The following is an 11,861-nucleotide window of genomic DNA, read 5'->3' on the forward strand; positions in this document are numbered from 1 at the left end:
ATGCCGTTGGCAAACGGCAGATGTTGGCGCAGCCAGTCGAGCTTCGTTTCGCTCCACTCGACAACCGTCGTCCAACTCTCAGCGCCACTGATGACGGCGCAGATCGCCGCCAGCAGCAACTCGTCGAGTCGATAGGGGCATTGCCGCGCACGTGGGTCGTTCAAGTCATCGAATGCTGCCACTAGAGAGATCGGTTCGTTTGCCATTTACGCGTCCAAATACCGAGAGTAAACGCCTTTCTCAACGTGTTTACAAGCAATATTTCACCCTATCGTCACTCCGAGCACCTACCCTTCATGCAATCGCCCTGGGCAGCGGGTCCGTCATTCACGCAAGGCACACAATCCACGCTATCATGCGCGTCATTCTCCACTGACATCGTGACCACATCATGACTTTGCGCATACTCGCCACTGGCGGCACTTTCGACAAACACTACAACGAATTGAACGGTACTTTGGGCTTTTCCGACAGTCATTTGCCGGCAGCGATAGCCCGCGCACGCATGACGGCACCCGTCGCATTGGAGCAACTGCCCCTGCTGGATTCGCTCGACATGCAGGATGCGGACCGCCAGCGCGTGCTGGCCTCGTGCCGCGCGGCACAGGAAAAAGCCATCGTCATTATCCACGGCACCGACACCATGCGTGAAACGGCACAAGTGCTGGGCGCGGCGAACCTGCAGCAAACGGTGATTCTGACGGGCGCCATGATTCCCTACGAAATCGACAACTCCGATGCCCTGTTCAACCTGGGCTTTGCCTGTGGCGTGGCGCAAACCTTGCCAGCCGGCGTGTACGTGGCCATGAATGGCCAGATCTTCGCCTGGGACAATGTGCAAAAGAACCGCGCCGCCGGGGTGTTCCAGCCCTTGTAAGCCGTTGGCAGGCAGGATGCAAAAAACAGACTGGAAAACGCTCTGACTGACATCCTGTCACAATTCAACAAGCTCGTTTTCAACGGGCTTTTTTAACGTTTTTCACCTTTCATAAATTCAGCAATACAACAGATTTCGTCGAATTATTATAGGCAAAACATCAAATTGCCAATACATTAATTTTATGTTGTAAAAAAACACCATCTATCATTTTTAAAAACATCGATATCATTAAATATAAAACTGCAATTTCACAATTTAGTTAAATATTCTTCTGTATCTATAATTTATTGCCAAATCCGACACGGTTGATATGCATTTTTTCTTGCTGAGACGACATAATGTTTGCCTCGACAAGTCATAAGTGCATTTATAACAATATTGCGCTAAGTAGTCGTCCACTTCCCACCGATGTGGTTCCGCCTACCGCATATGAGCAGCCTGGTCATCTATCCGATGGCTGGATACGTGCTCGTGTGCCGCTTGTCGTTATTAAAACTACTACGGAGTAATTGTTACAATGGCATTTAAAGAAAAAATTGGCGTGCGCAGCGTACGCCTGGCCCTGACCGTTCTGGCAGGTAGCGTCTTGTTCTCCGGCCAATCCATGGCGGACGAAGCAATTCAAAAAGTTGAAATTACCGGTTCGAGTATCAAGCGTATCGCCGTCGAAGGCGCACTGCCTGTGCAGCGCCTGACGCAAGAAGCGATCGCCAAATCGGGCGCCACTTCGGTAGCCGACCTGATCCAGGCTCTGCCAGCCATGCAAGGCTTCACCATCGGCGCAGTTGCTGCCGGCTCCGATTCGGGCGGTAATACCAGTGCATCGCTGCACGGTATCGGCGAGTCCTACACCCTGGTACTGCTGAACGGCCGCCGCATCGCGCCACAAGGCTCCGGCACCACGGTCAACCTGAACGCCATTCCGATGAGCGCCGTTGAGCGCGTCGAAATCCTGACCGACGGCGCTTCGGCCCTGTACGGCTCGGACGCCATCGCTGGCGTACTGAACTTCATCCTGAAGAAAAACCAGCAAGGCGCCACCCTGGAAGCCACCTATGGCGGTCCGGAAGACAAGGGCGGCAACGCCTGGAATACCAGCGTCACCTACGGTTTCGGCGATCTGGACGAAGACCGCTTCAACGTGCTGTTGTCGTACCGCCACGACGAGCAATCGAAACTGCGCGCCAATGACCGCAAGTTCGCCGCTAGCTCGTATGTGCCATTCAGCCGCAACGGCAATAACTACATCTGGGACCGCACCAGCACCTCGGGTTCGCCAGCAGGCGCCACCGTTGCCTACAAGAGCGGTGCGCCATCGACCGCGTTTTCGCCGTACCTGGCTAAAAATGGCAATTGCCCTGAAGGTTTCGACATCACCACCGCCAATGCACGCGCTTGTGGCTTCGACACTGGCTCCACCGTGGAAATTGTGCCGCAATCGAAACGCGACAGCCTGTTCTCCAAAGCAACGTACAAGCTGAACGACAACCTGAACGCATTCGCCGAACTGGCCTACTCGCGCTACGACCTGACGGCGCGTATCGCCGCCAATCCGATCCCGATTGCGATCTCGACGAAAAGCGCTCTGTACGCAGACTATGTGGCGCAATACTTGACGCCAGCGCAACGTAACGACATCAAATCGGTGACGGCCAACTACCGCAGCACCGACTTCGGCCTGCGCGCCAGCAACACCATCACCGAAACCAAACACATGGTCGTTGGTGTGGAAGGCGAACTGGGCGCGTGGAACTTCGAAAGCGGCCTGACCTGGTCGCAAAACTCGATCGACGAGCGCTACACCGGCGGTTACCAGAAGAGCAAGGAGTTCAAGGACATCCTCGCCAATCCGGACTTCAACCCGTTTGCAGCGACGCAAAAGCCATCCGTGCAAGCACAGGTCGCTGGCGCGCAATTCGTCGGTTCGGTGCGTACCGCATCGACCACCATGCGCGGCGTCGACACGCACGGTTCGCGTGAATTGTTCTCCTTGCCAGGCGGCAAGGCCAGCCTCGGTATCGGTGGCGACTACCGCACTTATACCTATGAGCAATCGCCAGGCAGCAATGCCACCGGCGACGACATCTACAACTTCAACACGAAGGCCGCCTACGACATGAGCCGCGACACCTACGGCGCGTTCGTCGAGTTGCTGGCACCGTTGACCAAGTCGTTCGAAATGACCGTTGGTGGCCGTCACGATGCTGTCAAGGCGATCGATGACAAACTGAACAACAAAACTGTCGGCAAAAAAGACAGCGCCAATACCTACAAGGTATCGGCACGCTGGCAGCCAGTACAGACCGTGCTGATCCGCGGTTCGTACGGCACGGGTTTCAAGGCACCAAGCATGCTGGAAATTGCTCAGCCACTGGTCAATGCCGGCTTTACCGCCAAGAAATTTGATTGCCCATACCCAGGTTCGCCACTTTGCCGCGCAGAAGCAACGCAATACAACGCAGTATCGCAAGGCAATCCAGATCTGCAATCGGAAAAATCGAAACAGTTCACCTTGGGTTTCCGTGTAGAGCCTAGCTCGGCCTTCTCGTTCGGCGCCGACCTGTGGGATGTGAAACTGCGCAATGCCGTATCGGAAGTCTCCGAAGAGCAGGCATTTGCCGATCCGGTCAAGTATGCGTCGAGCTTCGGCGAATACATCGAGCCATCGACCGGTATCGCTTACTACGCGTTCAAGAAACTGTCGGTCAACATCGGCAAGAAGGAATACCGTGGTATCGACTGGGATCTGTCGGCCAACCACAAGTTTAACTTCGGTAAGCTGACTGCCCAATTGAGCGGTACGCACATGTTGCACGCCAACTACACCAAAGCCGGCAGCGACGAGATCTACACCAGCAACATGAACTTCTTCGGCGACACCAACGAAGTCACGTTCCGCAACCTGATGAAGCTGACGACGACCCTCGATACGGGCCGCCTGAGCAACACAGTGACCGTCAACTACCGTAACGGCTACACCGATGCAGCAGCAACTGTGTACAACCTGGCGACCAAAAAAGAAGAGAAAAACTTCCGCCTGCAAGTACCGTCGTACACCACGTTCGACTGGCAAGCACGTTTCGCCTTTGACAAGCAAACCACGATCCGCGCAGGTATCAAAAACCTGTTCGACCGTGCACCGCCGCTGTCGCTGCGCGCTTCGTCGGGCCACCAGGTTGGCTTCGACCCACGCTACGCCGATCCAATGATGCGTTCGTTCTACATCACCGGCAACTACAAGTTCTAATTTGACGTTGTGAATTAGCTTGTCTGAAAAGCGCCTTGCACTTCACCGTGCAAGGCGCTTTTTTTTATGCGCCCGCACATTGCACAGGCGAAAAAAAGGAGCCGAAGCTCCTTTTCCGTACCTGTACAACCGCTTTTATGCAGTCGCTTCGCCGCCCAAAGCTTCCACCACGTCGGCCATCAGCTTGGCGAGCTCGCCCGTCATCAGCATCACGTCGCCGTCGAAACGCTCGTCGTCGTTCTTCGTGCTCGATTCCGTTTCCTTGATCACGTCCAGCGGCTTGACACTCTTGATGGCCAAGGACTCCGTCAGCACGAACGATATCTTGTCGTTCCAGGTCATGGCCAGGCGCGTGCACTGCTTGCCGGCCGCGATGTGGCGGCGCACGTCGTCCGCTTCCAGGGTGTGGCGTACATAGCGCACGGTGGCCTTGCTTTCGCCCGTGGCGCGCAATTCCGTGTCCATGTCGACCGTGAAGCCGGCAGGCGCATCGTCGGCCTGCAGCCATTCCGTCATCACCGCCACGGGCGAGCGCTGCACGCGCAGGCTTTCCAGCGGCAGTTTGTCGACGGCTTTCAACAGCAGCTTGATGACTTCATCGGCTTTCGCCGGGCTGGCCGCATCGACCACCAGCCAGCCATTGACGGGGTCGATCCAGGTCCAGACGTTGCTGCGGATGCTGAAGGCGCGCGGCAACAGCTCGTCGGCCACGCGTTCCTTCAATTCTTTCATGGCTTTCTTGCCAGGCGCAAAACCTTGTGCTTCTTCCATCTCGGCAGCGCGGGCCTTGGCTACCTGGTTGATGACGGTCGCTGGCAGCAGTTTCTTTTCCGTGCCCAGCAAGATCAACATCTGCTTGTTGACCACGTGCACCAGGCCACCGTTCGGGCGTGGCGTATCCCAGCCCTGGCGCATCAGATCCATGCTGGTCGCCGGCGTAAATTTGTTCGAGGACAAGGCCTCTTCCAGTTGTTCTGGCGTATAAGCCCATGGTGCGGGCAGGCGGTAAATCTGAAGATTCTTGAACCACATAGTTTTTGTCTTCCGTTTGTTTCAGTAGTGCCAGGGGAACGCCATTCTACACTTTCGACACGGGAATGCCGTCAAAAACGCGGACTGGCGCGATGCTTGTAATCAATAGAGAATGCCGCTACAGGGCAGGAAACAGCTCCGCCTGGGCTGGCGCCTGCCGCGTCACCACGGCCGGATCGGACAAGGTCGAGATGCGCACGCCCAGCAGGCGGATTTTCTTTTCAAATGGCACGCGCCGCAAGCAATCGCGACTGGCGCGCAGGATGGCGGCGGCGTCCGCCGTGGCGCTGGGCAAGGTGATGTCGCGCGTGACGGTGCTGAAATCCTCGAAGCGCAGCTTGATGCCCACGGTGCGCCCCGCCAGCGATTGCTTGTCGAGGTCGCCGGCCACGCGCGTACACAGGCTTTCCAGCTTTTCCGACAGGGTGGCGCGATCGCGCACCACCTGCAAGTCGCGCTCGAACGTCGTTTCGCGGCTGACGGACTTGGTTTCCCGGCTCGTTTGCACGGGGCGCTCGTCGATGCCCAGCGCCGCCTGGTGCAGCCAGCCCGTGTACAGGTCGCCGAACTGCGTGCGCAGCATGGCCAGGTCGGCTTGCGCCAGTTCACCGATAGTAACGATGCCCAGGGCTTCGAGCTTGGCCGTGGCCTTCGGGCCGATGCCGTTGATCTTTTTTGCCGGCAAGGGCCACACGCGCGTTGCCATATCCTCGGGCGACAAAATGGTCAAGCCGTCGGGCTTTTCCAGGTCGGAACAGATTTTTGCCAGCAATTTGTTGGGCGCCAGGCCGACCGAGCACGACAGGCCCGTCGCCTCGAACACGGCCACCTTCAGGCGCGCCGCCATGGCCGGCGCCTGCTCGCCATATTCCGTCAGGTCGACATAGATTTCATCGATGCCCACGTTCTGGATGATGGGGCACAGATGGGCCACGGCTTGCTTGAAGCGGGCCGAATACTCGCGGTAAGCCTCGAAATCGGCGGGCAGCAGGATGCTGTCGGGCGCCAGTTTGGCGGCCTTCATGATGCCCATGGCGGAAAACACGCCAAACTTGCGCGCCGCATAGGTGGAAGTGGTGACGACGCCGCGCCCCACGTAGTCGCGCATGCGCGCAAACTGCCGCGTGCCATCTTCCAGCAACATGGGTTGCTGCAGGCGCCCGCCGCCGATGACGACGGCTTCGCCGCGCAATGCGGGATATTTCAGCAGTTCCACGGAGGCAAAGAAGGCATCCATGTCCAGGTGGGCAATCCAGCGGCGGGCGGGTGGCTCGGGAAGTGGGGAGGCAGATGTGGTCAAGGACACCTCGCGGTAGGATACTGTAGTTATATACAGTATCGCTGGAAATGCCCGTGGATGCAAGTTGAAACGCACGCGCACCGCAGTTGCTTTTCTCAATGGCAAGATTACAATCCTGACACAACTATTCAAAGGAGTCGCCTTGTCCATTACCCATCATGCTGCGCGCCACCGGTCCGCCTGGCTATCCATCCTGCCGGCCCTGCTGTTGTCCACCCTGGCGCCATCCGCGCTGGCCGACACCACCGCCGTTGCCACGTCCACCGCGCCGGTCGCCGCCAAGACAGCCTGGCAGGAAACGCGCCACGGCACGGTCGTCACGGACGACTACCGCTGGCTGCAAAAGAAAACCGATCCTGCCGTGATCGCTTACCTGAATGCGGAAAACGCCTACACGGCCGCCGTCACGGACCCGATCCAGCCGCTGGCCGACAAGGTGACTGCGGAAGTCAAGGGCCGCATGCAGGAAGTGGACCTGTCCGTGCCTGCGCGCCAAGGTAACTTTTACTATTACACGCGCACGGAAGCGGGCAAGCAATACCCGCTGCATTGCCGCCGCCCTGTCGGCGCCAGCGGTGCCTACGATGCGCAGGCGGTCGAAGAAATCCTGTTGGACCAGAATCAATTGGCCGAAGGCCACAAATTCTTTGCTGTGCGCGCGTTTGCCATCAGCCCGAATGAACAATTGCTGGCCTACACCACCGACACGACGGGTTTCCGCCAGTATGAGCTGCATGTCAAGGATTTGAAAACGGGCAAGTTGCTGGGCGACAGCATGCCGCGCGTGACATCGCTGGCCTGGGCGGCGGACAATGCCACCCTGATGCTGGCCCAGGAAGACGCCACCACCAAGCGCTCGGACCGATTGTTCCGTCTGGCCCTGGGCGGCGCGCCGCAGCAGGTCTACCACGAGCCGGTGGAACAGTTCGCCATCAATGTGGGCCGCACGCAAGACAAGCGCTTCTTCGTGCTGACCTCGGGCAGCACGGATACCAGCGAAGTGCTGCTGCTGCCAACCAGCAAGCCGGAAGGCAGTTTCCAGAGCGTGCTGAAACGCGAAAAAGGCCATCGCTACGTCGTCGAGCACCGCGACGGCCAGCTGTATATTCTCACCAACAAGGAGGCGAAGAATTTCCGCGTCGTCAGCGCGCCGCTGTCCGCGCCGCAGCCGAAACACTGGAAACGCGTCGTGCCGCACAACAAGGATGCCGTGATCCAGTCCATCGACGTCTTCCAGGGCTACCTGGTGGTGATGGAAAAGGCGCGTGCCCTGAACCGCGCGCGCATCTATGATTTCGCGCAAAAGAATTGGAAGACGGTGCAGTTCGACGACCCTGTCTACCTGGCGACGGCGGCCGGCACGCCAGAATTTAGCGCCACGCAATTTCGCATGTCTTACCAGTCGCCCGTCACGCCGCCCACCGTCATCGACGTCAACATGCAAGACGGCAAGCGCACGGTGCTGAAACAGCAGGAAATCGTCGGCGGCTTTGATGGCAGCCGCTACACCACGCAGCGCCTGTGGGTGAAGGCGCGTGATGGCGTGCAAGTGCCGCTGTGGGTCGTCTACAAGAAAGGCGTCAAGCTCGACGGTTCCGCACCGCTGCTGCTGTACTCGTACGGCTCGTATGGCATTTCCACGGAAGCCAGTTTTTCCATCAGCCGCATCAGCCTGCTGGAACGGGGCGTGATCTATGCGCAAGCGCATATCCGCGGCGGCACGGACATGGGCGAAGCCTGGCATGAAGACGGCATGCTGATGAAGAAGAAAAACACTTTCAATGACTTCATCGACAGCGCCGACTACCTGGTGCGCGAAAAATGGACCAGCCCGAACCGCCTGATCATCCAGGGCGGCAGCGCCGGCGGCTTGCTGATGGGCGCCGTTGTCAACATGCGTCCCGAACTGTTCCACGCCGTGCATGCGGCCGTACCGTTTGTCGACGTGATGAATACCATGATGGACGCCAGCCTGCCCCTGACGACGGGCGAATACCTGGAATGGGGCGACCCGAACCAGAAAGCGGCCTACGACTACATGCTCAGCTACTCGCCCTACGACAACATTGCCCGCAAGAATTACCCGGCCATGCTGGTGACGACGGGCCTCAACGACAGCCAAGTCATGTACTGGGAACCGGCCAAGTATGTGGCCAAGCTGCGCGCCTATAAAACGGACAGCAATCCCTTGCTGCTGAAAACGAATATGGGCGCCGGCCATGGCGGCGCATCGGGCCGCTACAACGCCATCGCCGAGAATGCGTTTAATATGGCTTGGATGCTCTCCCAATGGAATATCACTGAATAATGTGAAAAAGCGCTTGCACAAGGATTTCTGTCATCCTATAATAGCGCCTCTTCCAGACGTGGTGACAAACGTCGGGATGGTTTTCTGAGACAAGCAACGGGTGCTTAGCTCAGTTGGTAGAGCGGCGCCCTTACAAGGCGTAGGTCGGGAGTTCGAGCCTCTCAGCACCCACCAAATCAGAAAACTGTCCAGTGCTTCATGGATCAGCAATACAGATCATACGAGCTTGGAGTGGTAGTTCAGTTGGTTAGAATACCGGCCTGTCACGTCGGGGGTCGCGGGTTCGAGTCCCGTCCGCTCCGCCAATAAAAGAAAAGCCCTTTGGTTCCCAGAACCGAAGGGCTTTTCCCATTTCAGAAGCAAAAAACACCTCAGTCCTCCTTCCCTTGAAAATTTTTGTGCTTTTCAGCAAAAAAACTGCTTTTAGCCCTCAAGAATAGTTGCACAAGCGGGAAAGCGCCCCCTATAATAGTGCCTCTTCCAGACGTGGTGACAAACGTCGGGATAGTTTTCTGGGTATGCGGGTGCTTAGCTCAGTTGGTAGAGCGGCGCCCTTACAAGGCGTAGGTCGGGAGTTCGAGCCTCTCAGCACCCACCACCAATACAGAAAATTATCCAGTGCTTCATGGATCAGCAATACAGATCATACGAGCTTGGAGTGGTAGTTCAGTTGGTTAGAATACCGGCCTGTCACGTCGGGGGTCGCGGGTTCGAGTCCCGTCCGCTCCGCCAATAAAAGAAAAGCCCTTTGGTTCCCAGAACCGAAGGGCTTTTCCCATTGTGGGGTCTGACCCTCAACACCGCAAACGTCAACCTCAAAGCTAACTTATCCGGGGGTCTGACCCCGGCTGTTAGAATCAGCGCTACCCTGACTCTGCCGCTCCTGCCTGATGCGCCTGCCCCACAGTCTTGCCCCCTACCTCGCCCTGCGCCTGCGCCTGGCCCATCACGCTTTGCTGCAATTTGCCGCCAGCCTGACCAGTTCCATGGAAATTCTCGTGTTCCTGGCCGGTCCCGTCTTGCTGGGCCTGCTCAGCGTCATCGCCCTGCCCGGCTTCCTCGCCGTCACTTTACCCTGGCCCGCCGCCCTGGGCCTGCTCGGCGCGCAAGCCTTGCTCACTTGCCTGCCGGCCTGGCTGCTGCGCAAGCGATTGTTGCCGGCGAATACCGCCGCCTGGCTGCGCCAGCTGCCCTTGCCGCCGCGTTTGCGCTGGCAAGCGGACGTGGCCGTGGCCGGCCTGCTGATGCTGCCGCTGGGCCTCACCTATGCCGTCTCGGTCAGCATCTGGCTGCTGCAGTCGCCACCCTGGCTGCGCCCGATTGTCGCGCCCGGCATCGCCGCCACCATCGCCGCCTGGCTGCTGGCCTGGCTGCTGACGACACTCATCGTGGCGCAGCGCCTGCGCGCGCCACGCCCCGCACACAGGGTGCGCCCGCCGACGATGACGGCCTATGTGCCGCAACGGCCCCGCTGGCGCAGCGTGTTCCTGTGGCGCCAGCTGTTCTGGCTGCCGTTCTGGCGCAACGACAATGTGATTGGTATCGAGCAAAGCGTGCTGCTGGCCACGGCTGGCGCCAGCATGCTGGCCTGGCTGCTGCGCGCGCCCCTGGTGCCGTCGCCGCTGCTGGGTTTGCTGGCCAGCGCCAGCCTGATCATTGTGACGGACCGGGGCGACAAGGCCGTGCGCGAGCAGATCGCCGTGCTGCATCCATCGCTGAACGCCTGGCCCCTTGCCAGCGCCACCTTGCTGCGCCTGGCCTGCGCGGCGAGCCTGCTGCCACCGTTTGCCGTGCTGCTGGGCGCTGGTGCCTTGCTGTACTGCATCGAGCCCGCCACATTGCAGCAGCGCGTCACCAAGGTGTACGCCCTCACGGCCAGCGCGGCCTTGCTGGCCATTGTCGGCCTGCCCCGCCTCACGGCGCGCGGACGCGTCGTTCTCGTCGTCCTGTCCATCCTTGCCTTGAGCGCCATCGGAAGCGAATTATGGAATTGAATGCCTCTTCTCCCACCCTGCACATCGAGCACCTCGATTTTCACTTCCCCACGCACAGCGTCTTCCAGGGCTGCAATCTGCAATTCGGCCCCGGCATCACCTGGCTGCGCGGTGCGAACGGGGCCGGCAAGACGACCTTGCTGAAACTGGCGGGCGGCGCCCTGCTGCCCGCGCGCGGCGCCATCCGCCTCGATGGCGTCGACAGCGGCTGCATGCCGCTGGCCTACCGCGCACTGGCCTTCTATTGCGGCGGCGACGCGCCCGCCCTGCCCTGGCTGCAGGTGCATGAATTTCTCGACCTGCACCTGGCCCTGTATCCGGGCAGCGACGAATCCCTGCTGAACGACCAGCTGAAGGCGTTTTCCATGACCTCCACCTTGCAGCAAAGCATCACCGCCCTCTCGCTGGGCCAGCACAAAAAACTGCAACTGGCCCTGGCGCTGGCCTTGCCCGTGCGCCTGCTGCTGATCGATGAACCGTTCAATGGCCTCGACGCATCCGCCATGGCGCAGCTGCGCGCGCGCCTGGCCGACCCGCTTCGCCTGGCGCGCCAGTGCATCGTGCTGACCAGCCACCTGGCGCCGGACGTGCCGCTGGCGGCGACGGTGGAAATCTAACCAGAAAATACAGCTTTGCAGATCGACCAAGAAACGCTTACGATGCCATGGTGCAAAAACCGGCGATCCCGGTGCAAGCACCGCAACAACACGGCGCGCTTATTCAGCGCGCCTGGCTTATTCTTGGAGAAATGATGTTGAACACCCACCGCAACGCCCTGGCCATCCTGTGCGCCGCCTTCGCCACCTCGGCCCTCGCCGCCGGCCCCACGGGCACGCCCGCCGACTATGGCAGCAGCGCCCCCCACGCCGCCGCCCAGCGCAGCATCGACTTGCAGCCCGAGACGCGGCACATCAACGTCACGCGCGGCGAAACCGTCACCATCGCGCGCGCCGGCCAGCGTTTTACGTGGCATGTGCAAACTTTCAGCAACAAGACCGTCTTCGCCCTGAGCGAGATCGCGCCCAAGGACATGGCTGTCGATGGCGTCCAGGTGTATGTGGCCGCCAATCCTCAGTACGCGGGCAGCTGAGTTTCCTCTA

The 11,861-nt window shown here is 59.4% G+C and carries 9 protein-coding genes and 4 tRNA genes; 10 read left to right on the plus strand and 3 right to left on the minus strand.

Features of this window, described 5'->3' with window-relative positions:
* The coding region (locus CSZ94_RS07550) for a transposase family protein (RefSeq protein ID WP_258000825.1) at positions 1 to 206 on the minus strand (206 nt) is incomplete at its 3' end.
* Positions 207 to 391: 185 nt separating this feature from the next.
* Here CSZ94_RS07550 and CSZ94_RS07555 point away from each other — a divergent pair.
* The gene (locus tag CSZ94_RS07555) at positions 392 to 877 is read left to right on the plus strand and encodes an asparaginase domain-containing protein (RefSeq protein WP_034781194.1); all 486 of its coding nucleotides are present in this window, start codon (positions 392 to 394) and stop codon (positions 875 to 877) included.
* A 520-nt stretch (positions 878 to 1,397) separates the two neighbouring features.
* Positions 1,398 to 4,127 (plus strand): TonB-dependent receptor, encoded by a 2,730-nt coding sequence (locus CSZ94_RS07560; RefSeq protein ID WP_102120955.1) that lies wholly within the window; start codon positions 1,398 to 1,400, stop codon positions 4,125 to 4,127.
* Between the two features lie 135 nt (positions 4,128 to 4,262).
* Here CSZ94_RS07560 and CSZ94_RS07565 read toward each other — a convergent pair whose 3' ends face one another.
* Both CSZ94_RS07565 and dinB read right to left on the minus strand, forming a co-directional pair.
* A complete protein-coding gene (locus CSZ94_RS07565; RefSeq protein ID WP_102120956.1) occupies positions 4,263 to 5,159 on the minus strand; it encodes a recombination-associated protein RdgC in 897 nt (298 codons plus the stop codon).
* 118 nt (positions 5,160 to 5,277) lie between these two features.
* On the minus strand, positions 5,278 to 6,459 hold the full coding sequence (dinB, locus tag CSZ94_RS07570; RefSeq protein ID WP_258000827.1) for a DNA polymerase IV: 1,182 nt from the start codon (positions 6,457 to 6,459) through the stop codon (positions 5,278 to 5,280).
* Between the two features lie 142 nt (positions 6,460 to 6,601).
* Here dinB and CSZ94_RS07575 point away from each other — a divergent pair, with 142 nt between their 5' ends.
* From CSZ94_RS07575 to CSZ94_RS07610, 8 genes are all read left to right on the plus strand, one after another.
* Positions 6,602 to 8,767 (plus strand): S9 family peptidase, encoded by a 2,166-nt coding sequence (locus CSZ94_RS07575; protein ID WP_102120957.1) that lies wholly within the window; start codon positions 6,602 to 6,604, stop codon positions 8,765 to 8,767.
* A gap of 98 nt (positions 8,768 to 8,865) precedes the next feature.
* A tRNA-Val gene (locus CSZ94_RS07580) sits at positions 8,866 to 8,941 on the plus strand.
* A 54-nt stretch (positions 8,942 to 8,995) separates the two neighbouring features.
* A tRNA-Asp gene (locus tag CSZ94_RS07585) sits at positions 8,996 to 9,072 on the plus strand.
* A 217-nt stretch (positions 9,073 to 9,289) separates the two neighbouring features.
* A tRNA-Val gene (locus tag CSZ94_RS07590) sits at positions 9,290 to 9,365 on the plus strand.
* A gap of 57 nt (positions 9,366 to 9,422) precedes the next feature.
* Positions 9,423 to 9,499: transfer RNA gene (locus CSZ94_RS07595), tRNA-Asp, on the plus strand.
* A gap of 158 nt (positions 9,500 to 9,657) precedes the next feature.
* Positions 9,658 to 10,761 (plus strand): hypothetical protein, encoded by a 1,104-nt coding sequence (locus tag CSZ94_RS07600; RefSeq protein ID WP_258000829.1) that lies wholly within the window; start codon positions 9,658 to 9,660, stop codon positions 10,759 to 10,761.
* Positions 10,752 to 11,378 (plus strand): ATP-binding cassette domain-containing protein, encoded by a 627-nt coding sequence (locus CSZ94_RS07605; protein ID WP_102120958.1) that lies wholly within the window; start codon positions 10,752 to 10,754, stop codon positions 11,376 to 11,378. The genes CSZ94_RS07600 and CSZ94_RS07605 overlap by 10 nt, the downstream gene beginning before the upstream one ends.
* A 131-nt stretch (positions 11,379 to 11,509) precedes the next feature.
* A complete protein-coding gene (locus CSZ94_RS07610) occupies positions 11,510 to 11,851 on the plus strand; it encodes a CzcE family metal-binding protein (RefSeq protein WP_180977392.1) in 342 nt (113 codons plus the stop codon).
* The last annotated feature ends 10 nt before the right edge of the window (positions 11,852 to 11,861 follow it).

The sequence above is a fragment of the Janthinobacterium sp. ROICE36 genome, assembly GCF_002869965.1.
Taxonomy (GTDB): domain Bacteria; phylum Pseudomonadota; class Gammaproteobacteria; order Burkholderiales; family Burkholderiaceae_D; genus Janthinobacterium.

What these genes read in the sequence shown, in the direction of transcription:
- CSZ94_RS07555 (WP_034781194.1), top strand. Translation starts at nt 392, where the DNA reads ATGACTTTGCGCATACTCGCCACTGGCGGCACTTTCGACAAACACTAC.
- CSZ94_RS07560 (WP_102120955.1), top strand. Translation starts at nt 1,398, where the DNA reads ATGGCATTTAAAGAAAAAATTGGCGTGCGCAGCGTACGCCTGGCCCTG.
- CSZ94_RS07565 (WP_102120956.1), bottom strand. Translation starts at nt 5,159, where the DNA reads ATGTGGTTCAAGAATCTTCAGATTTACCGCCTGCCCGCACCATGGGCT.
- CSZ94_RS07600 (WP_258000829.1), top strand. Translation starts at nt 9,658, where the DNA reads ATGCGCCTGCCCCACAGTCTTGCCCCCTACCTCGCCCTGCGCCTGCGC.
- CSZ94_RS07605 (WP_102120958.1), top strand. Translation starts at nt 10,752, where the DNA reads ATGGAATTGAATGCCTCTTCTCCCACCCTGCACATCGAGCACCTCGAT.
- CSZ94_RS07610 (WP_180977392.1), top strand. Translation starts at nt 11,510, where the DNA reads ATGATGTTGAACACCCACCGCAACGCCCTGGCCATCCTGTGCGCCGCC.